The 25,749-nt window shown below is 70.7% G+C and carries 21 protein-coding genes and 2 tRNA genes; 14 read left to right on the forward strand and 9 right to left on the reverse strand.

Annotated elements, in window-relative coordinates:
• Window positions 1-30 precede the first annotated feature (30 nt).
• Window positions 31-672, forward strand: a complete 642-nt coding sequence (locus tag ACZ6TD_RS30740) for a superoxide dismutase (protein WP_470005767.1) — start codon at window positions 31-33, stop codon at window positions 670-672.
• Window positions 673-796: 124 nt separating this feature from the next.
• Here the strand turns inward: ACZ6TD_RS30740 and ACZ6TD_RS30745 are convergent, their stop codons facing one another.
• From ACZ6TD_RS30745 to ACZ6TD_RS30760, 4 genes are all read right to left on the reverse strand, one after another.
• Window positions 797-2,830, reverse strand: coding sequence for a ricin-type beta-trefoil lectin domain protein (locus tag ACZ6TD_RS30745; protein WP_471343355.1), 2,034 nt, complete (start codon window positions 2,828-2,830; stop codon window positions 797-799).
• Window positions 2,831-3,064: 234 nt separating this feature from the next.
• Window positions 3,065-4,579 carry a tripartite tricarboxylate transporter permease gene (locus ACZ6TD_RS30750; RefSeq protein WP_471343356.1) on the reverse strand — a complete coding sequence of 505 codons (1,515 nt, stop codon included), beginning with the start codon at window positions 4,577-4,579 and terminating at the stop codon, window positions 3,065-3,067.
• Window positions 4,580-4,581: 2 nt separating this feature from the next.
• On the reverse strand, window positions 4,582-5,205 hold the full coding sequence (locus ACZ6TD_RS30755) for a tripartite tricarboxylate transporter TctB family protein (RefSeq protein WP_471343358.1): 624 nt from the start codon (window positions 5,203-5,205) through the stop codon (window positions 4,582-4,584).
• Window positions 5,202-6,215, reverse strand: a complete 1,014-nt coding sequence (locus ACZ6TD_RS30760; protein ID WP_471343359.1) for a Bug family tripartite tricarboxylate transporter substrate binding protein — start codon at window positions 6,213-6,215, stop codon at window positions 5,202-5,204. The genes ACZ6TD_RS30755 and ACZ6TD_RS30760 overlap by 4 nt, the downstream gene beginning before the upstream one ends.
• Window positions 6,216-6,327: 112 nt before the next feature.
• Here ACZ6TD_RS30760 and ACZ6TD_RS30765 point away from each other — a divergent pair, with 112 nt between their 5' ends.
• Entirely contained in the window at window positions 6,328-7,446 is a 1,119-nt protein-coding gene (locus ACZ6TD_RS30765; protein WP_471343361.1) for a DUF5937 family protein, read from the forward strand.
• A 104-nt stretch (window positions 7,447-7,550) separates the two neighbouring features.
• Window positions 7,551-8,384: an alpha/beta hydrolase gene (locus ACZ6TD_RS30770; protein WP_471343362.1), complete on the forward strand. Its 834-nt coding sequence runs from the start codon at window positions 7,551-7,553 to the stop codon at window positions 8,382-8,384.
• Window positions 8,385-8,512: 128 nt separating this feature from the next.
• Here ACZ6TD_RS30770 and ACZ6TD_RS30775 read toward each other — a convergent pair whose 3' ends face one another.
• Window positions 8,513-9,985: an amino acid permease gene (locus ACZ6TD_RS30775; RefSeq protein WP_471343364.1), complete on the reverse strand. Its 1,473-nt coding sequence runs from the start codon at window positions 9,983-9,985 to the stop codon at window positions 8,513-8,515.
• A 181-nt stretch (window positions 9,986-10,166) separates the two neighbouring features.
• On the opposite strand from ACZ6TD_RS30775, the gene ACZ6TD_RS30780 reads away from it, so the two are divergent.
• Complete coding sequence (locus ACZ6TD_RS30780) at window positions 10,167-10,655, forward strand: ribose-5-phosphate isomerase (RefSeq protein WP_471343365.1); 489 nt, start codon at window positions 10,167-10,169, stop codon at window positions 10,653-10,655.
• Window positions 10,655-11,464: an Fpg/Nei family DNA glycosylase gene (locus ACZ6TD_RS30785; protein WP_471343367.1), complete on the forward strand. Its 810-nt coding sequence runs from the start codon at window positions 10,655-10,657 to the stop codon at window positions 11,462-11,464. The genes ACZ6TD_RS30780 and ACZ6TD_RS30785 overlap by 1 nt, the downstream gene beginning before the upstream one ends.
• 4 nt (window positions 11,465-11,468) lie before the next feature.
• On the opposite strand, the gene ACZ6TD_RS30790 is transcribed toward ACZ6TD_RS30785, so the two are convergent.
• A complete protein-coding gene (locus ACZ6TD_RS30790) occupies window positions 11,469-12,701 on the reverse strand; it encodes a GNAT family N-acetyltransferase (protein ID WP_471343369.1) in 1,233 nt (410 codons plus the stop codon).
• A gap of 128 nt (window positions 12,702-12,829) precedes the next feature.
• On the opposite strand from ACZ6TD_RS30790, the gene ACZ6TD_RS30795 reads away from it, so the two are divergent.
• The 3 genes from ACZ6TD_RS30795 (at window position 12,830) to ACZ6TD_RS30805 (ending at window position 17,558) form a co-directional block, all read left to right on the forward strand.
• Window positions 12,830-13,972 (forward strand): SpoIIE family protein phosphatase, encoded by a 1,143-nt coding sequence (locus ACZ6TD_RS30795; RefSeq protein WP_471343371.1) that lies wholly within the window; start codon window positions 12,830-12,832, stop codon window positions 13,970-13,972.
• A gap of 239 nt (window positions 13,973-14,211) precedes the next feature.
• Entirely contained in the window at window positions 14,212-15,030 is an 819-nt protein-coding gene (locus ACZ6TD_RS30800) for an ABC transporter ATP-binding protein (RefSeq protein ID WP_471343372.1), read from the forward strand.
• Window positions 15,027-17,558 (forward strand): ABC transporter permease, encoded by a 2,532-nt coding sequence (locus ACZ6TD_RS30805; RefSeq protein WP_471343374.1) that lies wholly within the window; start codon window positions 15,027-15,029, stop codon window positions 17,556-17,558. The genes ACZ6TD_RS30800 and ACZ6TD_RS30805 overlap by 4 nt, the downstream gene beginning before the upstream one ends.
• Before the next feature lie 84 nt (window positions 17,559-17,642).
• Here ACZ6TD_RS30805 and ACZ6TD_RS30810 read toward each other — a convergent pair whose 3' ends face one another.
• Complete coding sequence (locus tag ACZ6TD_RS30810; RefSeq protein ID WP_471343375.1) at window positions 17,643-18,824, reverse strand: acyltransferase family protein; 1,182 nt, start codon at window positions 18,822-18,824, stop codon at window positions 17,643-17,645.
• A gap of 616 nt (window positions 18,825-19,440) precedes the next feature.
• On the opposite strand from ACZ6TD_RS30810, the gene ACZ6TD_RS30815 reads away from it, so the two are divergent.
• Entirely contained in the window at window positions 19,441-19,635 is a 195-nt protein-coding gene (locus tag ACZ6TD_RS30815) for a hypothetical protein (protein ID WP_037945927.1), read from the forward strand.
• 131 nt (window positions 19,636-19,766) lie between these two features.
• On the opposite strand, the gene ACZ6TD_RS30820 is transcribed toward ACZ6TD_RS30815, so the two are convergent.
• Window positions 19,767-19,840, reverse strand: a tRNA-Gly gene (locus ACZ6TD_RS30820).
• A 178-nt stretch (window positions 19,841-20,018) separates the two neighbouring features.
• Between ACZ6TD_RS30820 and ACZ6TD_RS30825 the strand changes: the two genes are divergently transcribed.
• The 5 genes from ACZ6TD_RS30825 (at window position 20,019) to clpX (ending at window position 24,771) form a co-directional block, all read left to right on the forward strand.
• A tRNA-Pro gene (locus ACZ6TD_RS30825) sits at window positions 20,019-20,095 on the forward strand.
• Between the two features lie 155 nt (window positions 20,096-20,250).
• Window positions 20,251-21,690, forward strand: a complete 1,440-nt coding sequence (gene tig / locus ACZ6TD_RS30830; protein WP_471343376.1) for a trigger factor — start codon at window positions 20,251-20,253, stop codon at window positions 21,688-21,690.
• Window positions 21,691-21,981: 291 nt separating this feature from the next.
• A complete protein-coding gene (locus tag ACZ6TD_RS30835; protein WP_171072767.1) occupies window positions 21,982-22,584 on the forward strand; it encodes an ATP-dependent Clp protease proteolytic subunit in 603 nt (200 codons plus the stop codon).
• Window positions 22,585-22,645: 61 nt separating this feature from the next.
• Window positions 22,646-23,302, forward strand: coding sequence for an ATP-dependent Clp protease proteolytic subunit (locus ACZ6TD_RS30840; protein ID WP_471343377.1), 657 nt, complete (start codon window positions 22,646-22,648; stop codon window positions 23,300-23,302).
• Between the two features lie 182 nt (window positions 23,303-23,484).
• A complete protein-coding gene (gene clpX / locus ACZ6TD_RS30845) occupies window positions 23,485-24,771 on the forward strand; it encodes an ATP-dependent Clp protease ATP-binding subunit ClpX (RefSeq protein ID WP_037945935.1) in 1,287 nt (428 codons plus the stop codon).
• Window positions 24,772-24,877: 106 nt separating this feature from the next.
• Here clpX and ACZ6TD_RS30850 read toward each other — a convergent pair whose 3' ends face one another.
• Complete coding sequence (locus ACZ6TD_RS30850) at window positions 24,878-25,717, reverse strand: hypothetical protein (RefSeq protein WP_471343379.1); 840 nt, start codon at window positions 25,715-25,717, stop codon at window positions 24,878-24,880.
• Window positions 25,718-25,749: the final 32 nt, after the last annotated feature.

The raw sequence follows: 25,749 nt of genomic DNA on the forward strand, positions 1-25,749 counted from the left end.
AATTGCAATAAGCGGTCCGAAGGGCTTCGCATGGCCATCTACACACTTCCTGAACTTCCGTATGACTACTCGGCACTGGCCCCGGTCATCAGTCCCGAGATCATCGAGCTGCACCACGACAAGCACCACGCCGCGTACGTCAAGGGCGCGAACGACACGATGGAGCAGCTCGCGGAGGCGCGGGACAAGGATCAGTGGGGCTCGATCAACGGGCTCGAGAAGAACTTGGCCTTCCATCTGTCCGGCCACATCCTGCACAGCATCTACTGGCACAACATGACCGGTGACGGTGGCGGCGAGCCGCTGGAGAGGGATGGGGTCGGGGAGCTGGCCGACGCCATCGCCGAGCACTTCGGCTCCTTCGCGGGCTTCAAGGCCCAGCTCTCCAAGGCCGCCGCCACCACCCAGGGCTCGGGCTGGGGCGTGCTGGCGTATGAGCCGGTCAGCGGGCGGCTGGTGGTCGAGCAGGTCTACGACCACCAGGGGAACGTGGGGCAGGGCTCGGTGCCGATCCTGGTCTTCGACGCCTGGGAGCACGCCTTCTATCTGCAGTACAAGAACCAGAAGGTGGACTTCATCGAGGCCATGTGGAAGGTCGTCAACTGGCAGGATGTGGCGCGCCGTTACACGGCCGCCAAGGAGCGAGCGCACAACCTGCTGCTCGCGCCGTAAGGGGACCTCCTGCTCACGTGATCGTCTTCTCAACCTTCACGGGCAGGCGGAAAACGGGCCCCCGCGCGGTCGACTCGCGCGGGGGCCCTGCCTTTTCTCCGATCAGGCCCTGCCTCTTCTCCGATCAGGTGAGGGTCCAGCGCTGGTTGGGGCCGCTGTGGCAGCTCCACAGCACCAGCCGGGTGCCGTTCCCCGTGCCGTTGTCGTAGGCGTCCAGACAGCGGCCGGAACCCTGGTGGACGAGGGTCCCGGAGGCGCTCACCGTCCACTTCTGGCCGGTGGCACCGGTGCAGTCGCCGATGACGACCTTCGTACCGTCGGCGGTGCCGTCCTTCTCGGCGCCCAGGCATTTGCCGCCGTAGACGGTGAGTTCGTCGCGCGAGGTGTGCCGGAAGAGCTGGTTCTGGCCGCCGTGGCAGTCCCACAGCTGGGCCTGGGCGCCGTTGGTGATCGTGTTCTGGTCCAGATCGACGCAGCGCCCGGAGCCGGCGCCGACGATCTGGACGCCGTCGGTGCCCGGGAGGTCCTGGACGCTGATGGCGTCCGGGCCCCCGCTCACGGTCACGGTGTTGGCGCCCTTGGCCAGGGAGAGCAGGACGGAGACGGTGCGGCGGGCGGTGGCGGAGCCGGTGGGTGGCAGGGCGAGCGTGGTCGCGTACTGGCCGCCGACGCGGAGGGTGGCGGTGCGCGGGGCGGTGCCGCCGTTCGCGTACGTGATGTCGGCCAGTTTCAGCCCCGCCGTCTTGGCGGTGACGGTGAAGGAGCCGGTGGTGCTCTGGTACGCGGTGCCGGGGGCTTCCGTGCCCGAGACGGTCAGCAGCATGGCCTCCCCGGCCGGGACGGTGGCGGTGTAGCCGCCGCTGTGGGTGCCGACCGAGGCGCGCTTCCAGACGTCACGGACCGAGGCGGCGGCGCCGGTCAGTCCGAGGTCGGTCCAGCGGGCGGTGACGGGCTTGGCGGCGGAGGTGCGGTTGAGCAGCAGCACGGCGCGCTTCCCGGTGCCGGCCAGCACCTTGGCGTACACCTGGAGTCCCGCCGCGTCCTCGGCGACCTTCACGCCCTGGAGTCCGCGCGGGTCCTGGTCGACGGCGATGACCTCGGGGTTGGTGAAGACGCCCGCGGTCTCGCGCGTCATGGTGGTGAGGTCGTTCCCGGCGAGCAGCGGGGCGCCGGAGATCGCCCACAGGCTCATATGGGTGCGGTCGAGCGTGGCGTTGGAGCCTTTCATGCCGACCATGAGCATGTCCGGGTCGTTGTAGTAGCCGGTGTGCTGGGCGGTGGGGTGCAGGCCCTGGTCGAAGTTGGACAGCATCGCGGTGGCCGAGGGCGTCTGCCCCCAGTAGATGATGTCGGTGCTGGTACGCCACAGATCGCCCACGCCCGCGGCCCAGTTCCACGGCCGCCCCGAGCCCCATTCGCACAGCGACAGCACGAGGCGGCGGCCGGTGACGGCGGTCGCCGCCTCGTTGGCCTCGCTGAGCGCCCGGTAGGTGGCCTCCTGGTCGAGCCCCTCGTCCTGGCCGCCGCACCAGTCGACCTTGACGTAGTCGAAGCCCCACTCCTGGAAGGCCCGCAGATCCTGCTCGTAGTGGCCCTCGCTGCCGCTGCCGGGGGCGGGCGGGGTGCCGGGCGGGGTGGGGTAGAAGTAGCCGCAGCCGTTCTTGCCGGCGTCGGTGTAGATCCCGGCCTTGAGCCCCTTGCTGTGGATGTAGTCGGCGATGGCCTTCATCCCGCCGGGCCACTGCTTGGTGTCGACGGTGATGTTGCCCTTGCTGTCGCGGGTGCCCCACCACCAGCCCTCGTCGATGTTGACGTACGTGTAGCCCGCCTCGGCCATGCCGGTGGACACCAGGGCGTCCACCTGGGCCTTGATCGTGTCGTAGTCGATCTGGCTGGCCAGGCTGTTCCAGGAGGCCCAGCCCATGGGCGCGGCGGGTACGGCGGTCTGCGGGGCGGCGGCCGGGGTCTTTCCGGTGACGGCCAGGGTCTTTCCGGCGGCGGGGGCCGCACCGGCCGAGGGCGCCGCGTACGCGACGGTACCCACTCCGGTGGCGGTCAGCAGACCGGCCAGCAGCGCCCCGGCCAGGCGCCTGGGCCGTGACCGTTCGGGGCGGGATAAGCGCGGCAGGCGGCGGAGGCGGTGGAGCACGGGACGCATGAGGAACCACTCCCATTCGATATATCGAACGATGTTCGCGATATGGGCCGTAGCTGGTCTCCGAAGGATTCTGTGGACCCGGTCGTTCGGTGACAAGAGGTGTGCGTGGGGAAACTGTCCCCTGACGTCACCCCGCCCCGAGGGAGCCCTCACCGCGCCCGCTTCACCCCACGGCCCGCCGACCGCCGGCGAAACCCCGGCAAGGCCCCCGCCACGCGGGGGCCTTGCCCGGGTTCAGCCCGCCGGTTCCGGCTCGCGGGCTCGCGTGCGGCGTAGTGCGCGGGCGGCCATGGGGCCCGCCAGGGCGATCAGGGACAGGCACAGGATCGCCGCGGAGAGCGGGCGGGTGAAGAAGACCGTCCAGTCGCCCTCGCTGAAGGCCATCGCGCGACGGAACTGGGTCTCCGCCATCGGCCCCAGTACGGCACCCAGGATCAGTGGGGCGACGGGATAGCCGCTGCGGCGCATGCCGAAGCCCAGGAGGCCGAAGAGCACCGCGATGCCGAGGTCGACCGCGTTCTGGGACAGGGCGTACACCCCCAGGGCGGCGAAGACCAGGATGCCCGCGGTGAGCAGCGGTCGGGGCAGCCGGAGGAGCTTCACCCACAGCGGGATCAGCGGCAGGTTGAGCACGAGCAGCATCACATTGCCGATGTAGAGGCTGGCGATCAGCGTCCAGACCAGCGCCGACTGGGTCTCGAACAACTGGGGGCCGGGCTGCACGTCGTACATCTGGAACGCGATCAGCAGCACGCCGGCCGTCGCCGAGGTGGGGATGCCCAGCGTCAGCAGGGGCATCAGCACCCCGGAGAACGCGGCGTTGTTGGCGGCCTCGGGGCCGGCCACGCCCTCGATGGCGCCCTTGCCGAACTGCTGCTTGTGCCGGGACAGCCGCTTCTCCACGTTGTAGCTCAGGAACGTGGGGATCTCCGCGCCGCCCGCGGGCAGGGCGCCGATCGGCAGCCCGATCGCCGTACCCCGCAGCCACGGCTTCCAGGACCGCCGCCAGTCCTCGGGGCTCATCCCGATCCTGCCGCCCACCGGGAGCATCCGCTCCTCGGGCGCCCGCCGCAGCCGGGCCGCGGTGTAGAGCGCCTCCCCGATCGCGAAGAGGCCGACGGCGACGGCCACGATCTGGACGCCGTCGTACAGCTCCGGCACCCCGAAGGTGTAGCGCGCCTGGCCGGTGAGGCTGTCGATGCCGACGAGCCCGATGGCCAGGCCCAGGAAGAGGCTGCACAGCCCGCGCGCGGGGGCGTCGGCCACGACCGCGGTGACCGTGGCGAAGGCGAGGACCATCACCGCGAAGTACTCCGCGGGCTGGATCTCCTCGGCGATCCGCGCCATGGCCGGGCCCGCGAAGGTGATCCCGACGGTGGAGATCGTGCCCGCCACGAACGAGCCGATGGCGGCCGTGGCGAGCGCGGCCCCGGCGCGCCCGGAGCGGGCCATCGGATGGCCCTCCAGGGTGGTGGGGACCGACGCCGTCTCGCCGGGCACGTTCAGCAGGATGGCCGTGGTGGAGCCGCCGTACATCCCGCCGTAGTAGATGCCCGCGAAGAGCACCAGCGCGCCGGTGGGGTCGAAGACGAAGGTGAGCGGGAGCAGCAGCGCCACCGTGGTGGCGGGGCCCAGTCCGGGCAGCACGCCGACCAGCGAGCCGAGCGTGCAGCCCGCGAACGCCAGCAGCAGGTGCAGGGGGCTGAACGCGCTGCCGAATCCGCCCATGAGGTCGTTGAGGACATCCATGGTCAGAACGCCAATCGGACGATGCCGGGCGGCAGGTGGATGCCCAGCAGACGGTCGAAGAGGAAGTACACGGCCAGCGCGAGCACCAGGCCGATCAGGGCGTCACGGAGGATCCGGCGGCTGCCGAGCACCCGGGCGGCCAGCGCGAAGAGCACGGCGGTCGACTGCCAATAGCCGCAAGGAGCGAGCGCGAACAGATAGCAGACCAGCAGCGCCAGCAAGGCCGCCACCGGACGCCACTCGGTCAGCCTGGCCTCCTCGCGCGCCTGCTCGGTCAGCGCCGGGTCGCTGCCGCGGAACGCCTGGACGACGGCGACCGAGGCCGCCACGCACAGCCCCACGCCGACCAGCAGGGGGAACGCACGGGGGCCCACGTCCTGGTCGATGGCCCCCTCGGGGATGGCGAAGGCCCAGCCCAGCACGGCCACGCCCGCCGCGAGGAAGAGCAGCGCGGCTATCCGCGGGCTCCAGGGCCGCTCGTCGGGCGGGGCGACGGCGCCCGCGGCATCGGGCGCCGCGCTGCCCTCTGCCGGGTTCGTCGCGGCGTCCAGCGTCAGGTTCGCCGCCTCGTCCCGCGGGTTCGCCGCTTCGCCCCGCGCGCTCACCGCCTCGTCGTGCGCGCTCATGAGCCGAGTCCCACGGACGTGAGCGCCTGGCCGACCTGGCGCTGCTGTTTGTCGATCAGGGCGCCGTACTTCTTCCCCGGCACCCACACGTCCTTCCAGTCGTTCTGCCGCAACGCCCGTTTCCAGCACGAAGTCCGGCGCATCCGGTCCACCACCCTCACGATCGCCCGCTGTTCGTCGTCGCTCAGCCCGGGCGGGGCCATGACCCCGCCGACGCTCACCACGGACTCGTCCCCGTAGCCGAGTGCGCCGAGGGTGGGAGCGTCGATGCCCTCGGGAGCCTTGCCGCCGCTGACCGCGAGGACCCGCAGCTTCCCGGCCTCGATCTGCGGCCGGACCTCCGTCAGCGTGGAGAGGCCGACCTTCGAGGCCCCGCTCAGCAGCAGGTTGAGCACCTCTCCGCCGCCACCGGTGGGTACGTACGTGACCTTGCGCGCCGGGATGCCCTCGGCCTTGGCGAGCCCGGCCACCGTGATGTGGTCCGGGCCGCCCAGCGAACCGCCCACCCAGGACGTCCGCCTGGGGTCCTTCCGCATGGCGGCCAGCACCGAGCGCAGGTCGTGGAAGGGGGAGCGGGCGGGCACCACGATCGCGGAGGTGCTCACCGTGAGCCCCGCCACGGGGGTGAGCTCGGACAGCTTCACGGGGGAGTGGTTCTGGATGGCGCCGCCGATCATGGTCACCGTGTCCATGGTCATCAGCTGGTACGGATCGCCTTCCCGCCCCGCCATCCGGGCGAGCCCGATGGTGCCGCCCGCGCCCGGCGCGTTGGTGACCGTGACGTCCTCATCGATGATCTCGCAGCCGGTGAGCGCGGAACCGATGCCGCGCGCCCGCGAGTCCCAGCCGCCGCCGACGCTCCCGGGAGCGAGGATCGACAGCCCCCGGGAGGGGTAGTCGGCGACGGCGCCGGAGTCGTCCAGCGAACCGATGGTGCACGCACTGCTCACCGTGGCCACGAGGGCGGCCACCACTGCCAGACGAGGGCCGTTCCTGAGGAGAGGAGGCATGGGGACGCTCCAGGCGAGGGAGGGGAAGCCGAAGTGGGCTGGAGCTTGCGCCTCCCCCAGCGGCCCGTACAAGACGATTGACTCGAAGGCATCAATGGCAGACGCTGCCCGGATGCCCGTCGTGATCGAGCTGGGGTCCGCCCCGGAGCACCGCATCAGCACCCGTCTGTCCCCGCTCGCCGAGCTGTGTGCCTGTCTGCACGCGCTGGACGGGCCACGCCACCATCCGGCCAGCAGGCGCTGGGTGGGTGCGGTCCTGCAGGGCGCGGACGAGCGGCTGCTGGAGCGGGCCGGTGGGTGGGCGCCGCTGTGGGGCGCCTTCCGCGCCCGCTATCTGCTGCCCCTCACCCCGGGCCCGGAGCGCGAGCTGGAGGAGGAGCTGGCGGAGGTGGCGCGGCTGGACGAGGAGACGTTCACGACCATGACCGAGCAGGCGCTCGTCGGCAAGAACGGCCACGGCCCGGGGTCTGGCCACGGCCCCGGCTTCGGCCACGGCCCGGGCCCCGGATCCCGGCGCGGCGGCCGCGCGCCGGAGCGCTTCCTGGCCCGGCTGCGGCAGCTCTCCGAGCGCCGGTTCGCCCTGGGGCTGCGACTGCTGGCCGATCCGGCCGGTTTCCGCGACGGCCTCCTCGCCTTCCTGTCCGCCGTGGCCGAGGAGGTCTTCGAGGCGGAGTGGACGCGGCTGCGCCCCACCCTGGAGGCCGACGCCCGGGTCCGCTCCCATGAACACTCCCGCTACGGGGCGGCGGTGCTGGCCGGATTCCCCACCGCCCGCATGGAGCAGGACCCGCCCCGAGTGGTCTTCGACAAGCTCTACAACGCGCGGGCCAGCCTCGCCGACAGCCCCTGTCTGCTGGTGCCGTCGCTGCACATCAACCCGCATCTCGCGATCAAGCACTACCCCGGCTACCCGGTCGTGGTGCAGTACCCGGTGCGCGACGGGGCGGGCGCGGAGCCGACCGCCCTGGACGTGGTGATGCGCGGGCTGCGGGCGCTGGACGAGCCGCTGCGCATCCGGATGTGCCGGGCGCTGCTGCGGCAGTCGATGACGACGACGGAGCTGGCCACCCAGTTCGAGATGACGCCGCCGCAGATGTCGCGGCATCTGCGCAAGCTGCGGGAGGCCGGAATGGTGCACACCCACCGGGAGGGGGCGCGGGTGCACTATCAGCTGGACGAGGCGGCGGTGCGCAATCTCGGCGTCGACCTGCTCTCCGCGCTGCACCGCTGAGAAAGCGTCGGCGGAGGTATTGACGCTCAGGCGGCAATCATCTTGAGCGTGCGCCGACCGTTGCGGATCGTGGCGGCACCCGCGACGGCAGAAGGAAGCGATACGTGACCACCCCCCACGTCAAGACCACCAAGGCGTTCTACCGCACCGGCTCCACCACCTGGTTCGCCTCCCGGCACGACCAGCGGTTCTCGTACGGCCTGCACATCCCGTCCGTCCACGAGACCACCGACACCCCGCTGCCGCTCATGGTGATCCAGCACGGCACCGGGCGCACCGCGTCCCAGTACCGGGACGCGATGGCCGAGTTCTCCGAGCGGCACGGCTGTGTCGTGCTCACCCCGATGTTCCCGGCGGGCATCGACGACCCGGAGGACCTCCACAACTTCAAGTTCATCGAGTACCGCGGCATCCGCTACGACGAGCAACTGCTCGCGATCGTGGCCGAGGCGGGGGAGCGGTTCCACATCGACACCGAGCGCTTTCTGCTCCAGGGCTTCTCGGGCGGCGGGCAGTTCGCGCACCGCTTCCTGTATCTGCACCCGGACCGGCTGAGCGGAGTGTCCATCGGCGCGCCCGGCCGGGTCACGCTGATCGACCCCGACCGCGAGTGGTGGCTGGGCACGAAGGGGTTCGAGCAGCGCTTCGGGGCCCCGCTGCGGCTGGAGGACATCCGTAAGGTGCCGGTGCACATGGTGGTCGGGGCGGAGGACACCGAGACCTGGGAGATCAACAACCCCGGTGACTCCAACTGGATGGACGGCGCCGACGCCGTCGGGCGCACCCGTGTGGAGCGCATCACCGCGCTGCGGGACAACTACACCGAGCTGGGCATCGATGTCACCCTCGATATCGTGCCCGGCGTCGGGCACCTGGGGATGGGGGTGCTGGACGCGGTCCGGCGCTTCGCGGAGCGGGTCCTTCCGCGCGTCGTCTGAGCCCTGCGGGCCCGACACGCCACGGACACGGCCGCGCCCGACACGCCACGGACACGGCTGTGCCCCCGGGCGGCGACACAGCGGCCGCCACCCAGGGGCACAGGCATCAGGATCAGCGGAGCGCGTTCCTACGGGGCCGCCCGCTCCTTCGGGGCGGGGTCCGAGGAGGCGGCCGGGGCGGTGCCGCGGCCGCCGGTGATCCGGTCCCGGACCAGGGCGAGAGCCACCACGAGCACGGCCACCAGCGCGGAGAGGATCACCTGCTCGCGCCCGTCCTTGTCGGTGAGCATGTAGACCAGGACGAACGAGATCATCGCGATCGTCGCCCAGGTCAGATACGGGAAGAGCCACATCCGGACGATCAGCTTCTCGGGGTTCTCGCGCAGGATCATCCCGCGCATCCGCAGCTGGCTGAAGCAGATCACCAGCCATACGAAGAGCGCGACCGCACCCGAGGAGTTCAGCAGGAAGGTGAAGACGGTGTCCGGCCACTGGTAGTTGAACCACACCGCGACGAAGCCGAAGATGACCGAGCCGAGGATCGCGGCCTGCGGGACGCCACGGGAGTTGGTGCGGGCGAAGGCGGCCGGGGCGTCACCGCGCTGGCCGAGCGAGAAGGCCATGCGGGAGGCGGTGTAGAGGCCGGAGTTCAGACACGAGAGCACAGCGGTCAGCACGATCACGTTCATGATGTCGCCGGCGTGCGGTATGCCGACCGAGTCGAGCGCCGCGACATAGCTGCCCTTGTCGGCGATCGCCTTGGCGTCCCAGGGCAGCAGGGTGACCACGACGAAGATCGAGCCCAGGTAGAAGACCGCGATACGCCAGATCACGCTGTTGGTGGCCTTGGTGACCGCCCGCTGCGGGTCCTCGGACTCACCGGCCGCGAGGGTGACGATCTCGCTGCCCATGAAGGAGAAGACCACCAGCAGCACACCGGTGAGGATGGCGCCCGGCCCGTTCGGCAGGAAGCCGCCGTGGTCGGTGAGGTGGGCCAGGCCCGCGCCCTCGTTGTCCGAATGCGGCAGCAGCCCGAACACCGCGAGCCCGCCGACCACGATGAACGCGGCGATCGCCACGACCTTGATCCCGGCGAACCAGAACTCGAACTCACCGTAGGAGCCGACCGAGACCAGGTTGGTCGCGGTGAGCACCACCATCACGATCAGCGCCCAGCCCCACTGCGGGACGGCCGGCCACCAGCCCTCCAGGATCTTGGCGCCGGCGGTGGCCTCGACCGCCAGCACCACGACCCAGAAGAACCAGTACAGCCAGCCGATGGAGAAACCGGCCCAGCGGCCGAGCGCCCGGTCGGCGTAGGCGGAGAAGGAGCCGGAGGTGGGATTGGCGGCGGACATCTCGCCGAGCATCCGCATGACGAAGACGACCATGAGGCCGACCAGCGCATACGAGATGAGAATGCCGGGTCCGGCCTTGGCGATACCCGCACTGGAACCGACGAAGAGGCCGGCGCCGATCACGCCGCCGATCGCGATCATCGAAAGATGGCGGTTCTTGAGTCCCGCCTTGAGGCCGTCGGGCGAGCCCGGGTCTCCGGGAGCCCGCTGCTGCTCCGGCGTGGTCGCAGGTTGTGCGCTCATGTGCTCGATTCCTTTGCTCTCGCGTTACGAGCGACGCCAGTGAATCTCAGGAGGTCGGCCAGTTGAACCTTTGAATCCAGATTGTTACTTGAGGTTTTCATGAGGTTCTTTGGCATTACAGAGATTTATGCGACGCCTACCCTGAGCGGCGAGGGCCACACGGCCATGACACACTCGGTGCATGCGCGTGTACCTCGGCTCCGACCATGCCGGTTTCGAACTCAAGAACCACCTCGTGGAGTGGCTCAAAGCGGCCGGCCACGAGCCCGTCGACTGCGGCCCGCACCTCTACGACGCCCAGGACGACTACCCGCCGTTCTGCCTGCGCGCCGCGGAGCGGACCGCCGCCGACCCGCAGGGCCTCGGCATCGTCATCGGCGGATCCGGCAATGGTGAGCAGATCGCGGCGAACAAGGTCAAGGGGGTGCGCGCGGCACTCGCCTGGAGCGAGGAGACCGCGGCCCTCGGCCGTGAGCACAACAACGCCAATGTCATCAGCGTCGGCGCCCGGATGCACACCCAGGACGAGGCCACCAAGTTTGTCGAGATTTTCCTGAACACCCCGTACTCGGGCGAGGAGCGGCACACCCGCCGTATCGAGATGCTCAGCGGTTACGAGACCACCGGCGAGCTGCCGCCCATCCCGGCCCATCACCCGCAAGGCGACTGATGCCCGAAGGGCACACGATCCACCGGCTGGCCGCCGATCACCTCGAGACCTTCGGCGGCCGGCCCGTCCGGGCCACCAGCCCACAGGGGAAGTTCGCCGACGGCGCCGGGCTGATCGACGGCCGGCCGCTGCGCCACGCCGAGGCCCACGGCAAGCACCTCTTCCTGGACTTCGCGGCCACCGGCTGGGTCCATGTCCACCTGGGGCTCTTCGGTACGTACGCCTTCGGCCCGGCCCCCGCCCCGCCGCCCACCGACACCGTCCGGCTGCGGCTGGCGAACCCCGAGGGGTACGCGGATCTGCGCGGCCCGACCGCCTGTGCGCTGGTCACCGACGGGGAGAAGCAGGTGATCCACGACCGGCTGGGCCCCGATCCGCTGCGCCCGGCGGACGACGGCGAGCGGGCCTGGGTCCGGATCCGCCGCAGCCGGGTCAGCGTGGCCGCGCTGCTCATGGACCAGAAGGTGATCTCCGGGGTCGGGAACGTCTACCGCGCCGAGGTGCTCTTCCGGCACGGGATCGACCCCTACCGGCCCGGCCGTGCGCTGACCCGCGCCGAATGGGACGCGATATGGGCCGACCTGGTGGCGCTGATGCGCGAGGGGGTGCGGAACAACCGGATCGACACGGTCCGCCCCGAGCACACCCCCGAGGCGATGGACCGCCCGCCGCGCGTGGACGACCACGGCGGCGAGGTCTATGTCTACCGGCGCGCCGGACAGCCCTGCCACATCTGTGGTGGCGAGATCCGCACCGCCGATCTCGCCGCCCGCAATCTCTTCTGGTGCCCTGACTGTCAGAGAGCCTGAGCTCTCAGAAGCCGTGGGGCAGCCACGGGGCGACCGGGGACGCGAACGCGGTCGTGGCCTCCGTAAGGGCGCCCTGACGGACCTCCTGGACGCGTCCCGCACCCGCCAGCGTGGTCAGCGAGACCCCACCGAGATACGCCGCTCCCAGGTCCCGCACGCCCAGCCGGAGATCGGGAGCGTCGTCCGTGCGCTCGCAGGAGGCGCCCTTGGCGTCGCCGCTCAGCCGCCAGCGCCCCTCGTTCCAGGGGCAGAAGGGGTCCGTGACCTCCAGGACGGTCTCCACGGGCGTCGTGTACGCCCGCGCCTCGAGCGCGGCCCCCACGTCCACCAGGCGGACGAACAGCGAGTCGCGCAGCCTTACGGCGCACCGCCGGATGTCCGAGACCAGGAGCTGCCAGGGATCGTCGACCGGGCGGGGGCCGGTACGGACCACCGAGGTCAGGTCGAGGTCGAAGAGGAAGCGCCACAGCGCCGCGTAGGACGCCGGGTCCAGGGCCTCCAGGTCGCGCAGGACGACCGTGCCCTTCGGCCCGGCCAGATCCCAGTCGGGCTTGACCGCGAACCGCACGTAGCCGCTGACCTCGCCGCCCGACTCGGCCAGCACACAGCGCAGCGGGGACGCCCCCTCGCGGTCGCCCGGCGGGTCCAGCAGCGGCACCCGCTCCCAGCCGGGGATCCGCTCCAGCATGCCCGGCCGGGTGCGCACCCGCCGGGCGTAGACAGCCTCGCACGCCTCGACGGCGGACTCCGGGGGCACGGCGCGCAGCCGCACGTCGTCGGCGCCTTCGGGGACGGTCAGCCGCACCTGGGAGGTGTCGATCTCGGCGTAGGCGTTCTGCGTGGCCGCGCCGTAGCCGAACCGTCCGTAGATGTCCGGTTCCGAAGCGGTCAGAACGGCCAGTGGTTCATCGCCCGCCGCGCGGATGTCGTCCAATTGCCGCCGCATCATGGCCCGGAGCACCCCGCGCCGCCGGTGCGTGGCCTGCACGCTCACCATCGTGACCCCGGCCGCCGGGACGATCCCGCCGCCCGGGACCGACAGCCGGAAGCTGAACAGCCCTGCCGTGCCGACGATGTCGGCGCCGTCCCAGGCGCCGATCGAGCGCTCGCATTCGGTCAACTCCCGCCAGAGCGCGGATTCCTCCGGCGCTTCGGGAACTCCCCCGAATGCGAGTACCAGTTTTCCGTACCAATCATCCCAAATCGATGGGTCGAGCACGCGCAGCTCAGTCCTCATATTCCCATCCCTAGCAGCCGTTTCCCGTACACGCGAACGAATTTCGCTTACGATTGCCCCCCTGGCTGGGTGGTTCAACGCGCCACGAATCGACGCGCGTCCGAACGGGTGGGTAGGGTCCCGATGCAATGACTGGCGGCGTGGACACTCCGTGGGCCCGGATGCGCAGAGCTCTGCACCGGGCTCGCACAGGCGTGCGCAAAGCCGGAGTGGACTACTTCCGGGGTGAGGGCTCCGACCGGCTCGCCCTGACCGCGCTGCTCCTCGGCGTCCCCGCCATCGCCGGAGGCACCATCGCCCAGCCCGACTGGTGCTCCCCGTCCGCCCTGGTCCTGCCCATCGTCGCGGGCGGGCTGCTGCTGCGCCCCGCCAGCCTGCTCGCCCTGTACGCGGCGGCCGCCACGGCCCTGATCGTGGAGTCCGCCGTGCTCGGCCCGTACACCGAGGAGGACGCCTCCTCGCGGGTCACTCCCGGCACCATCCTGGTCGTCGCCGCCGTCGGCTTCTTCGGCCTGCTGATCGCCCAGTTCCGCAGCCGCGTCGGGGTGCCCTGGCGGCGCGGCGGCACCATGCTCTTCGACCTGCGCGAGCGCATCCGCGTCCAGAGCAAGCTGCCCAACCTGCCGCGCGGCTGGCACCGCGAGATGGCGCTGCGCCCGGCCGGCGGGCAGTCCTTCTCCGGTGACTTCGTCGTGGCCGCCCGCACCGGCGGCGGCCGCACCCTCGAGGTCGTCCTCACCGACGTCTCCGGCAAGGGCATGGACGCCGCCTCGCGCGCCCTGCTGCTCTCCGGCGCCTTCGGCGGCCTCCTCGGCTCCCTGCCCCCGCACGGCTTCCTCCCGGCCGCCAACGGCTATCTCCTGCGCCAGGACTGGGACGAGGGCTTCGCGACCTCCATCCATCTCGTCCTCGACCTCGACAGCGGCGACTTCGAGCTCTTCTCCGCCGGACATCTGCCCGCGCTCCAGTTGAGCGCGGGCACCGGCAAGTGGGAGGAGAAGTCCGCCGACGGCCCGCTGCTGGGCGTCTACGACGGCGCCCAATTCGACCCCACCAAGGGCACCCTGCGGCCCGGCGACGTCCTGATGCTCTTCACCGACGGCCTCGTGGAGACCGCCGACCGGGACATCAGCGAGGGCATCGACCGCCTCACCGGCGAGGCGGACCGCTATGTCGGCTCCGGCTTCCACGGCGCGGCCTGGCACCTGATCGAGACGGTCGCCAAGGACGTCAACGACGACCGCGCCCTGCTGCTGATCTGCCGCCAGTAGGGGTGGCTCGCGGCGGCCGGTAGAGGCGCCTCGCGGCCACCGGTAGGGGTGCCTCTCCGCAGCCAGTACGGCCGCCTTACGGCCGCGCCGGACTGCCCCGCGGCGCCTTACGGTCCGATCGGCCCGCCCGGCGGGGGTTAGCCCCACCTCGGATACGCCGGTGGCCGTCATGGCCGCGCAGGGGCCGTGATCCGTACGTTCGAGGGGAATCGGGCGAACTCCTCGGAAGGGTCACCACCATGGGGCTGCGCAAGCGGCGACAGACGGCGGCGGCACCGGCCCCGCACCACGCCCATGCCATCGAACTCCACGGCGTCCAGCGCCGCTACGGCCGGGGCCGCACCGCCGTCCACGCCCTGCGCGGCATCGACCTGGCCCTTCCGCACGGCAGCTTCACCGCCGTCATGGGCCCCTCCGGCTGCGGCAAGTCGACATTCCTGCAGTGCGCCGCCGGGCTCGACCGGCCGACCGCCGGGACCGTCAAACTCGGTGGCACCGAAATCACCGGAATGAGTGAGAACCGGCTGACCGCGTTGCGCCGCGCCCGCCTCGGGTTCGTCTTCCAGTCCTTCAACCTCCTCCCCTCCCTGACCGTCGAGCAGAACGTGCTGCTCCCGATGCGGCTCGCGGGCGCCCGCCCGGACCGCCACCGGGCCCACGAGGTGCTCACCCAGGTCGGCCTGGGGGACCAGGCCAGGCGGCGGCCCGGTGAGCTCTCCGGCGGCCAGCAACAGCGCGTGGCCATCGCCCGAGCCCTCGTCACCCGCCCCGACGTGGTCTTCGCCGACGAGCCGACCGGCGCCCTGGACACCAACACCGCCGCAGAGGTGCTCACCCTCCTGCGGCAGGCCGTGGACGCGCTGGGTGCGACCGTCGTGATGGTCACCCACGACCCCGTCGCCGCGAGCTACGCCGACCGTGTGCTGTTCCTCGCCGACGGCGCGATCGCCGACCGGCTCCTCCGCTCGCCCGCACACGAGATCGCCGAGCGGATGACCCGCCTCACCGCCCGCACTCCGGCCCTCGCGGGCGCCCGGGCCGAGGAGAGGGCCCGATGAGGCCGCTCACCAACGGGCTGGCCCGCGCCGCCGTCCGTTTCAAGCCATCCGCCTGCGCGGGCACCTTCGTCGCCCTGGCCATGGCCGCGGCGATCGTGTCCGCGTGCGGCATCCTGCTGGAGACCGGGCTACGGGCCTCCGTACCGCCGCAGCGCTACGCGAGCGCCCCGGTCGTGATCGCCGCCGACCAGCGGGTGCGCTACGTCATCGGCCACGGCGACGGCCGCTCGGAGGAGTCCGAGCAGGTCCCCGACCGCGCCCGGCTCGACGCCTCCCTGGTGGCCACCGCCGCCCACGCCCCCGGTGCCGCGGCCGCGGCACCGGACGTGACCTTCCCCCTGCGCACCGCCCATGGGGCGTTCACCGGCCACGGCTGGGGCGCGGCGCCCTTCACGGGGGTGGCGCTCGCCTCGGGCGCCGCGCCCCGTGAGGGCGAGGCGGTGCTCAGCCCCGGGGCCGCCCGTGCGGCGGGCACCGGCGTCGGCGGCCGGATCACGGTGACCGCGCCGGACGGGCGCCACACCTTCCGGGTCTCCGGTGTGACCCGTAAGGCGGGCGGCGCCGACGGTGACGGCCCTACGGCCTGGTTCACCGACCGCCGGGCCCGTGCGCTGAGCGGTCACCCCACCACCGTGGACGCCGTCCTCGTCCGCCCCCGCTCCGGCACCAGCCCCGACCGGCTGGCCGGACACCTGGAGCGGACCGTGAAGGGCGCGGCGCACTCCCCCCGGGTGCACACCGGCGGCGGGCGCGGCGCGATCGAGGAGCCCTCGCTCGCCAACGCCAAGGAGATGCTCACCGCGCTCGGCGGCTCCTTCGGCGGCATCGCGACCGCCGTCGCCGTCTTCACCACCGCGGGCACCGTCGCCCTCTCCGTGGGCCAGCGCGGCCGCGAGATGGCCCTGCTGCGGGCGATCGGCGCCACCCCGCGCCAGATCCGCCGTTCGGTCGCGGCCGAGGCGCTGCTGGTCGCCCCGCTGGCGGGCGCGGTCGGCCTGCTGCCCGGATGCGCGCTCGCCCGCTGGTGGTTCGGGCAGCTCAAGGAGAAGGGCGCCATCCCCGGGCCCGTGGAGCTCGCCATCTCCTGGATCCCGCTCCTCGTCGCCGTTGGCGCGGGCCTCCTCACCTCGCTCCTGGCGGGCCTGATGGCCGCCCGCCGCCCGGCGCGGATCCCGCCGGGCCGGGCGCTCGGCGAGGCGGCCGTGGAGCGGCTGCGGCCCGGTGTGATCCGTACGGTCCTCGGCGTCGCGGCCCTGGTCGGGGGCGTCATCATGACCGGCGTCGCCGCCTCGGCCTCCGGAGACGACGCGGCCAACGCCGCCCTCGGGGTCGTGATGCTCTTCATGCTCGCCGTGGCCCTGCTCGGCCCGGTCATCGCCCGCCTGTGCGCCTGGCTGATCGGCCTGCCGCTGCGCGCCGGACCGGCGCCGGCCCATCTGGCCTCGGCCAACAGCCGGGCCAACGCCCGCCGCCTGGCCTCGGCGATCACCCCGATCGTGCTGGCCATGGCCTTCGCCTCGACCCTGGTCTTCATGCACACCAGCGAGGACCACACGGGCGCCCGACAGCGGCGGGCGGGCATCGTGGCCGACCAGGTGATCTCCGCCCCGGACGGGCTGCCGTCCGGTACGGCGGCCCGCGCCGCTTCCGTACGGGGCGTGGCCGCGTCCGTGGGGCTGCTGCGCACCGGGGTGCTGGTCCCGGTGGGCTCGGGCGACGGCCGCTGGCTGCGGGCCGCGTCGGCGCAGGGTGTCTCCGGGGGCGGCCGCGACCTGGCGGCCGTACAGGACCTGGACGTCCGCAAGGGGCGCCTGGACGCCCTGGGACCGGGCCGGGTGGCCGTGGACGGGCTGCTGGCGAAGGCGGCGCATGCCAGGGTCGGCCACCGGCTCGCCCTCCACCTCCCGGACGGTACGACGATCTCGCCCACCGTGGTCGCGATCTACGGGCGAGGGCTGGGGATCGCCGAGCTCACGCTTCCCCGCACGGCCCTGTCCGGCCATGTGACGTCGTCGTTCGACAGCGATGTGCTGGTGCGGGACGCCGAAGGCGCCGACCGTAAGGCCGTCGCCGCGGCGCTCGGCCGGCGGCTCGGCGAGGACGTCACCGACCGGGACGGCTATGCGGCGGCCCAGGACGAGGAGCGGAAGCTGAACACCTGGGCCAACACCGTCATGGCGGGCGTCCTCGGCGGCTTCGCGGCCGTCGCCGCCGTCAACACCCTGGTGATGACCGTGCTGGACCGCCGCCGCGAGCTGGGCATGCTGCGGCTGATCGGCAGCACCCGGCGGCAGGTGCTCGGGATGGTGCGCTGGGAGGCGCTGCTGGTGGCCACGGCGGGCATCGGCCTGGGCACGGCGATCGCCCTGGCCACACTCGTGCCGATGATGCGCGGTCTGACCGGCGAGAACCCGTACGTCCCGCCGCTGACCTACGCGGGCTTCGCGGGCACCGCCGTGGCGCTGGGGCTCGCGGCGACGGCGCTCCCGGCCCGTGCGGCGCTGCGCCGCACGACGCCGAAGCCGTGAGCCTTGGAAGAGCCGAGAAGAGCCGAGAAGGGCCGGTCCGCGGGATCCGCGGGCCGGCCCTTCTCGGCGTGACCGTCAGGCGCGCTAGGCCGCCGTCGTCGTACGGCTGCGGGCCTGTTCGGCGGGGTCCTTACGGAAGGCCCAGGCCATCTTCGGCTCCATGGCGAAGCGGAAGGCGCGCTGGACGGGAGGCGTGCACAGCACGGTGACCACGGTGGCGGCGATGATCGTGACCGCGATCTCCCCCAGCGGCTTGTGCAGCCACTCGTACTCGTCGAACCAGCCCCAGAACCGGGAGCCCTTGGCCAGGAAGCCGTGCAGCAGATAGCCGTACAGCGTCCCGGCGCCCAGCACCGTGAACCACATGTGGCGCCGCGGCACCCAGGCGAAGAAGCAGCCGACGAGCACGACCGAGCAGCCGAAGAGGGCGAGCGTCATCACCGGGCCGGTCCACGGCGGGGCACCCAGCTCCTGGACGCTGTCGCGGTGGTAGAACCACGCCGAGCTCATCCGCGGCGCCGCCCAGTAGGCGAACACGAGGGCACACGCGAAGATCGGCACCGACGCGATCCGCACCGAGCGGCGGCGGATCATCTGGAAGTGCTCGGGCTTCATGCACAGGCCGAGGACGAAGAACGGCAGGAACTGCAGCAGCCGCTGCATGTCCAGGTCGTCGCCGATGTCGGGCGAGACCGCCGCGAGCGTGGCGACGGCGAGCGCGAGCGGGAGCGGCCAGCGCACCAGCTTCCAGATCGGAGTGGTCAGCCGCCATACGAACAGCGCGACCAGGAACCAGGTGAGGTACCAGGGGTCCAGCAGGCTGAAGTCGTACGTCGGGTCGTCGTCCGCCCAGCGCTTGAACAGCGTGTACGCGACCTCGAAGATCAGATAGGGCACCGCGATGCCGGTGATCAGCCGCTTGAGCCGGTCCGGCCGCATGTCGAAGCTGCGCGAGAAGTAGCCGGAGATCAGGATGAAGGCCGGCATGTGGAAGGTGTACACGACCATGTACAGCGCTTCCGCGGTGCGGCTGCTGTCGGTGAGCGGCTCCCAGGAGTGGGCCATCGCGACCAGCACGATCGCGAGGTACTTCGCGTTGTCGAAGAACGCGTCCCGCTGTTTGGGCTTCTGCCCGGCGGGGGAGGCGGCGGGCGGGGTGGTCGCCTGCTGCCCTGGTTCGTCGGCCCGCGGCGAGGGGGGAGTGGGCGCCGCCTCCTGGGGGAGCGGGGTCCGCTGATAACCGTGCGGGCGCAGGGAGTTGGTCACAGGCCCTCCCACCAGGAACTGGGGGAGAGCACCCGGGACCTCACTGCGCGTGGGGGAGTCATGGCAGCGTGAAACATCTGAGGCACGATAGCGCTGAAACCTGTATTGCGTAAAACCTCGTTCAGTTTGCTTTCCGTTCATGGTCTTCGCACCGCGGCCGATAGTCGGCCCCGGTAAGTCGACCGGGGAGTCGACAAAGCGATGCGATCATTCGATATCCGTGCGCAGACTGTCCGTTCTGATGGCTTTCATCCCGCTTAATTGGGGCATATGCCCCGCAGGAGGCTCTGGCGGAATGTCTGATTCATTGATGTTTTGTCACCCCGTCGAGTGGTCGCCGAGTGAATTCCGAATTCCTGCCCGAGGTCATCCGGGGTGATCGGAATTCACCAGTCGGGCGGCTCGCGATGTTGTGGGGAGCATCACCCGTAACCCTTTGAATGAACGGTTACCGGACGGGTACCGGAGGGGCGGGTGTCGTGTGCACATGTGACCGTTTATCGCTCCACCCCACTGCTGAGCGGCGGGAGTTGATGGCACGATGGTGGCTGCGGGGGTGTGCGGGGTCGCGTGCTTCCGGGGCCTGTGAGACGTGTGCGACCGAGGGTGGGATGTTGTGGCCATTTCCCTGTCATTGGTGCTGCTGGTGGGCATCATCCTGGTGTTCATGATCCGCAATGGCCGGGTCAAGTGGGGGCCGGCCCTGGTCGCGATCCTCTTCGGGTTCCTGCTCGCCTCGTCCAATGTCGCGCCGGACATCCAGAAGTTCCTCGACTCGGCCGCCGAGGCCATCGCCGACATCAACCCCTGATCGCCAACCCCTGGCATCGACTCCCGAGAGCATCCGCCCCCGCGTTCCGGGGAGCGGGTGCCCGGACGTGTGAGTGTGCGCAAAAGCGAACGGCCCGGCCCGGGGAACTCCCCGGGCCGGGCCGAAAGCCGTGGAGCGGGCGACGGGAATCGAACCCGCGTAGCCAGTTTGGAAGACTGGGGCTCTACCATTGAGCTACGCCCGCGCACGCCGCGTACACGGATGCACCGGTCTCCCGGACACCTCCGCCCAGGCATGATCCCCGGATCGCGGCACGGCATGCATCGTAGCGGTTCCCGACCGTTCCCCGCACACCCTTGCCCACCAGTCGAATAACCGGCAGCCGGGGCGTCCTCGGGCATGTACCCTACGTGTCGCACCGACGGGGTGTGGCGCAGCTTGGTAGCGCGTCCGCTTTGGGAGCGGAAGGTCGTCGGTTCGAATCCGGCCACCCCGACCATCCACAGGCGTCAAGATCGCGTTGTGGGGCCCGTCATGCTTGCGGTTACTATGCAAGCTGCGCGTCTGTGTCTTTTTAACCGGACGCGAATCCGCTGCGACGCGACAGCGCACCGCAGCTGAACACCACACGTCAGCCCCCAAGGAGACCGAACCGTGAAGAGCGCCGTGGAGAACCTGAACCCGACCCGGGTTCGGCTCACTGTCGAGGTGCCCTTCGAGGAGCTCAAGCCCAGCCTCGACGCGGCGTACAAGAAGATCAACCAGCAGGTCACGGTGCCTGGGTTCCGCAAGGGCAAGATCCCGGCCCGCATCATCGACCAGCGGTTCGGTCGTGGCGCCGTGCTCGAGGAGGCCGTCAACGAGGCGCTCCCGAAGTTCTACACCGACGCGGTCAACGAGGGTGAGCTGAACCCGCTCGGCCAGCCCGAGGTCGACATCACCGAGCTCAAGGACAACGAGCTGCTGACCTTCACCGCCGAGGTGGACATCCGCCCGGCGATCGAGATCCCGGACTACTCCGGCATCGAGGTCACCGTCGACTCCGTCGAGGTCTCGGACGAGGACATCGACAAGTCCGTCGAGCAGCTCCGGGAGCGCTTCGCCACCACCAGCCCGGTGGAGCGCGCCGCCGCCGAGGGCGACATCGTCGTGATCGACCTCGAGGCCAAGGTCGACGGCGAGGTCCTGGAGGACGGTGTCGCCACCGGCGTCACCTACACCATCGGCTCGGGCGAGCTGCTGGACGGCATCGACGAGGCCGTGACCGGCCTGGAGGCGGGCGGCGAGGCCACCTTCACCTCCGAGCTCAAGGGCGGCTCCGCCCAGGGCAAGGAGGCCGAGGTCTCGGTGAAGGTCTCCGAGGTCAAGGCCCGTGAGCTGCCCGAGCTCGACGACGACTTCGCCCAGCTGGCCAGCGAGTTCGACACCCTCGAGGAGCTGCGCGCCGACAGCCGTAAGCGCCTGGAGCGGTCGAAGAAGTTCGAGCAGGCCACCCAGGCCCAGGAGAAGGTGCTGGACGCCCTGCTGGAGCTGGTCGAGGTGCCGATCCCGGAGAAGCTCCTCCAGGACGAGATCAACACCCGTAAGCACAACCTCGAGCACCACCAGCTCGGCCAGATGGGTCTGAACCTCGACTCGTACCTGCAGATGCAGGACAAGACCGCCGAGGAGTTCGACGCCGAGCTCAAGGAGCAGGCCGAGAAGGGCATCCGGACCCAGTTCGTCCTCGACGAGCTGGTCAACAAGGAGCAGCTGTCCGTCGGCCAGGAGGAGCTCACCGAGCACCTCATGCGCCGTGCGCAGTCCTCCGGCATGAGCCCGGACCAGTTCGCCCAGGCCGTCGTCGAGGGCGGCCAGGTGCCGATGCTCGTGGGCGAGGTCGCCCGCGGCAAGGCGCTGGCCGTGGTGGTCGAGGCCGCCAAGGTCGTCGACGACAAGGGCGAGACCGTCGACCTGGACGACGAGGAGGACGAGACCGGCGAGACGGTCGAGGCCACCTCCGAGACCGCCGAGGAGCCCGCCGCGGAGGCCGGGACGGAGGCCGCCGAGGCGCCCGCGGAGTCCGAGGAGAAGCAGGACAAGGCCGAGAGCTGATCCCGGTCCGCTCCACAGCCCGTACGAACGGGCCCGAACGTCTGCGCGCGTCCGGGCCCGTTCGTGTTCCGCGACGCCGGTCCGGCGCCGGGACATGCGCTCAGAGCGAACAGTTCCTGATGCGGGATGGCGCCCGCCGACCAGCGCGTTAGGGTCCGTAGATACGAGGGCAGGGGAGTCTCGCGAGCCCGCCGGGGCCACACCGGCGGCCAGGTCCCCACACCCCAGAAGAAGACGCTGAGACGGCCAGTCAGCCGTCAGAGACGAGCAGGTGGATACGTGACGAATACGATGCCTTCCGCCGCCGGCGAGCCGACCGTCGGTGGCCTCGGCGACCAGGTCTACAACCGGCTGCTCGGTGAGCGGATCATCTTCCTCGGCCAGCCGGTCGACGACGACATCGCCAACAAGATCACGGCTCAGCTGCTCCTGCTCGCCGCCGATCCGGAAAAGGACATTTACCTCTACATCAACTCCCCGGGCGGCTCGATCTCGGCCGGCATGGCGATCTACGACACCATGCAGTACATCCAGAACGACGTGGTCACCATCGCCATGGGCCTCGCCGCCTCGATGGGCCAGTTCCTGCTGAGCGCGGGCACCCCGGGCAAGCGCTTCGCCCTCCCCAACGCCGAGATCCTGATCCACCAGCCCTCCGCGGGTCTGGCGGGTTCCGCCTCGGACATCAAGATCCACGCCGAGCGGCTGCTGCACACCAAGAAGCGCATGGCCGAGCTGACCGCCTTCCACACCGGTCAGACGGTTGAGCAGATCGTTCGTGACTCCGACCGCGACCGCTGGTTCTCCGCCGATGAGGCCAAGGAGTACGGCCTGGTCGACGACGTCATGACGTCCGCCTCCAGCGTTCCGGGCGGGGGCGGCACCGGGGCCTGAGGCCCGCCGTCCCGTAGCCGACCTCCAGCCCCCAGATCGCCACAGGATGGTGAAGACCCAGATGAGCAACTTCCCCGGCAGCGGCCTGTACACCGGCCCGATGGCCGAATCCCGCTATGTCGTTCCGCGTTTCGTCGAGCGCACCTCCCAGGGCATCCGCGAGTACGACCCGTACGCCAAGCTCTTCGAAGAGCGCGTGATCTTCCTGGGCGTCCAGATCGACGACGCCTCGGCCAACGACGTCATGGCGCAGCTGCTGTGCCTGGAGTCGATGGACCCGGACCGTGACATCTCGGTCTACATCAACTCTCCCGGCGGCTCGTTCACCGCGCTGACCGCCATCTACGACACGATGCAGTTCGTCAAGCCCGACATCCAGACAGTGTGCATGGGCCAGGCGGCGTCCGCCGCGGCCGTGCTGCTCGCCGCCGGGACGCCGGGCAAGCGGATGGCCCTGCCCAATGCCCGGATCCTGATCCACCAGCCGTACAGTGAGACCGGGCGCGGTCAGGTCTCCGACCTGGAGATCGCGGCCAACGAGATCCTGCGGATGCGCTCGCAGCTCGAGGAGATGCTGGCCAAGCACTCCACGACGCCCATCGAGAAGATCCGCGACGACATCGAGCGGGACAAGATCCTCACGGCCGAGGAGTCCCTGTCGTACGGTCTTATCGACCAGATCGTCTCCACCCGTAAGACCTCGGTCGGTCTCGGCTGAACCTTCGGTGGAAACACCCCCCTTGGACCGAGTAGGTCCAAGGGGGGCCCGAACCGGGGGCCCGGCAAGGTACCGTCGTAGAGGGCTCGGGGCCCCGGCCCACGGGAAAAGAAGCAGAAAGCGCAGCGCAAGCACCCGGTTCCGCGGAGCAAAGCGGATCCAAGGCGAAGGGGAAGCACCTCGTGGCACGCATCGGTGACGGCGGCGACCTGCTCAAGTGCTCGTTCTGCGGGAAGAGCCAGAAGCAGGTGAAGAAGCTCATCGCGGGCCCGGGTGTGTACATCTGCGATGAATGCATCGATCTCTGCAACGAGATCATCGAGGAGGAGCTCGCCGAGACCTCCGAAGTGCGCTGGGAGGAACTCCCCAAGCCGCGCGAGATCTATGAATTCCTCGAGGGCTACGTGGTCGGCCAGGAGGCCGCCAAGAAGGCCCTCTCGGTCGCCGTCTACAACCACTACAAGCGGGTCCAGGCGGGCGAGAACGGCGGCCACAACCGCGACGACGGCATCGAGTTGGCCAAGTCCAACATCCTGCTGCTCGGCCCCACCGGCTCCGGCAAGACCCTGCTCGCGCAGACCCTCGCCCGGATGCTCAACGTCCCCTTCGCCATCGCCGACGCCACCGCGCTCACCGAGGCGGGCTATGTCGGCGAGGACGTGGAGAACATCCTCCTCAAGCTGATCCAGGCCGCCGACTACGACGTCAAGAAGGCCGAGACGGGCATCATCTACATCGACGAGATCGACAAGGTGGCCCGCAAGAGCGAGAACCCCTCGATCACCCGTGATGTGTCCGGCGAGGGCGTCCAGCAGGCGCTGCTGAAGATCCTGGAAGGGACCACGGCGTCGGTGCCGCCGCAGGGCGGCCGGAAACACCCGCACCAGGAGTTCATCCAGATCGACACCACGAACGTGCTGTTCATCGTGGGCGGCGCCTTCGCCGGTCTGGAGAAGATCATCGAGGCGCGGGCGGGTGCCAAGGGCATCGGATTCGGCGCCACGATCCGCTCCAAGCGCGAGATCGAGGCGAGCGACCAGTTCCAGGAGGTCATGCCCGAGGACCTGGTGAAGTTCGGAATGATCCCGGAATTCATCGGCCGTCTCCCGGTCATCACCTCCGTCCACAACCTCGACCGCGAGGCGCTGCTCCAGATCCTCGTCGAGCCGCGGAACGCCCTGGTGAAGCAGTACCAGCGGCTGTTCGAACTCGACGGGGTGGAGCTGGACTTCGACCGCCCGGCCCTGGAGGCCATCGCCGACCAGGCGATCCTGCGCGGCACCGGGGCCCGGGGCCTGCGCGCGATCATCGAGGAGGTGCTGATGTCGGCGATGTACGAGGTGCCCTCCCGCAAGGACGTGGCCCGCGTCGTCATCACCGAGGACGTCGTGCACTCCAATGTGAACCCCACGCTGGTGCCCCGCACCCGCGGCACCGAGCCGGGCGAGCGGCACGAGAAGAGCGCGTAGCCGCCCCGGCACGCGTAGCCGCCCCGCTGAGAGCGTACGAAGAGGGCCCCGGTCTCCCGGGGCCCTCTTCGTGTCGTACGCGCCCTGTGGCCGCTTTACGGGCGGTTCAGGCGGGCTTGCGGGCGTCCTGGTAGATGCCCGCGGTCACCTTGGCGAAGGACTCCATGTCGGCGTCGGACACCGAGGTGTTCTCCGCGTTGACGTCGAGCACCATCGCCGCGTCCGTCTCTTCGGCCCAGACGCAGGCCGGGGCGTAGATCCGGTCGTAGAGCTTGACCACCTCGCACTCCACCGACGGGCCGTCAGCGCCCTTCGGCTGGAACCGCTTGCGCTTTCGCTCGACCGTGGGGGAGCCGTCGCCGCCCGCGAAGCCCTTGAACATCTCGTCGCGGACCGTGTCCGGGTCGCTGATGTCGCCGTACATACCGGAGAAGGCGAGCCCCGAATTGTCGTCGTCCGACCGCTTGTACTGGGCCAGCACCGAGGTCGCGCCCTCGGGCATGCCGCCCTGCACGCTGGTGCCCTCGTTGTCGAGGTCGTCCGTGCCCTTGTCCAGCGTGTAGGTGCCGTCGTCGAGCGTCTTGGGGGTGACCAGCTTCATCGCCTTCGGGCCGTCGTCACCGCCGGACAGCACCACGGCGCCGGTGACGATCGCGCCCACCACCACGATCCCGGCCACCGTCACCGCGATGATCTTGGTGCGGTTGCCTCCCCCGCAGGCCGCGGGCGGCGCGGGGTAGGGCGGCTGGCCGTAGGGACCCGCCTGCTGCGGGTAGCCGTAGCCCTGCGGGGGCCGCGCCTGCGGATAGCCGTACCCCGGCGACTGCGCGTACGGGTTGGGCTCTGCGGGCTGCTGCTGCCCCCCGCCGTACGGGTTGGGCTGGGCGCCCCCGTACGGGCCGGGTCCGCCGCCGTAGGGCCCCGGCGGTGGCTGGTTGTGGCTCATGGCTGTGGGGGTCCCCCTCCGGATCGGCTGTG

Source organism: Streptomyces yongxingensis, from assembly GCF_055597465.1.

Excerpts from the sequence above, each read along its gene's own strand:
- ACZ6TD_RS30740 (WP_470005767.1), top strand. The coding sequence starts at position 31 with ATGGCCATCTACACACTTCCTGAACTTCCGTATGACTACTCGGCACTG.
- ACZ6TD_RS30745 (WP_471343355.1), bottom strand. The coding sequence starts at position 2,830 with ATGCGTCCCGTGCTCCACCGCCTCCGCCGCCTGCCGCGCTTATCCCGC.
- ACZ6TD_RS30750 (WP_471343356.1), bottom strand. The coding sequence starts at position 4,579 with ATGGATGTCCTCAACGACCTCATGGGCGGATTCGGCAGCGCGTTCAGC.
- ACZ6TD_RS30755 (WP_471343358.1), bottom strand. The coding sequence starts at position 5,205 with ATGAGCGCGCACGACGAGGCGGTGAGCGCGCGGGGCGAAGCGGCGAAC.
- ACZ6TD_RS30760 (WP_471343359.1), bottom strand. The coding sequence starts at position 6,215 with ATGCCTCCTCTCCTCAGGAACGGCCCTCGTCTGGCAGTGGTGGCCGCC.
- ACZ6TD_RS30765 (WP_471343361.1), top strand. The coding sequence starts at position 6,328 with ATGCCCGTCGTGATCGAGCTGGGGTCCGCCCCGGAGCACCGCATCAGC.
- ACZ6TD_RS30775 (WP_471343364.1), bottom strand. The coding sequence starts at position 9,985 with ATGAGCGCACAACCTGCGACCACGCCGGAGCAGCAGCGGGCTCCCGGA.
- ACZ6TD_RS30780 (WP_471343365.1), top strand. The coding sequence starts at position 10,167 with ATGCGCGTGTACCTCGGCTCCGACCATGCCGGTTTCGAACTCAAGAAC.
- ACZ6TD_RS30785 (WP_471343367.1), top strand. The coding sequence starts at position 10,655 with ATGCCCGAAGGGCACACGATCCACCGGCTGGCCGCCGATCACCTCGAG.
- ACZ6TD_RS30790 (WP_471343369.1), bottom strand. The coding sequence starts at position 12,701 with ATGAGGACTGAGCTGCGCGTGCTCGACCCATCGATTTGGGATGATTGG.
- ACZ6TD_RS30795 (WP_471343371.1), top strand. The coding sequence starts at position 12,830 with ATGACTGGCGGCGTGGACACTCCGTGGGCCCGGATGCGCAGAGCTCTG.
- ACZ6TD_RS30800 (WP_471343372.1), top strand. The coding sequence starts at position 14,212 with ATGGGGCTGCGCAAGCGGCGACAGACGGCGGCGGCACCGGCCCCGCAC.
- ACZ6TD_RS30805 (WP_471343374.1), top strand. The coding sequence starts at position 15,027 with ATGAGGCCGCTCACCAACGGGCTGGCCCGCGCCGCCGTCCGTTTCAAG.
- ACZ6TD_RS30835 (WP_171072767.1), top strand. The coding sequence starts at position 21,982 with ATGCCTTCCGCCGCCGGCGAGCCGACCGTCGGTGGCCTCGGCGACCAG.
- ACZ6TD_RS30840 (WP_471343377.1), top strand. The coding sequence starts at position 22,646 with ATGAGCAACTTCCCCGGCAGCGGCCTGTACACCGGCCCGATGGCCGAA.
- ACZ6TD_RS30850 (WP_471343379.1), bottom strand. The coding sequence starts at position 25,717 with ATGAGCCACAACCAGCCACCGCCGGGGCCCTACGGCGGCGGACCCGGC.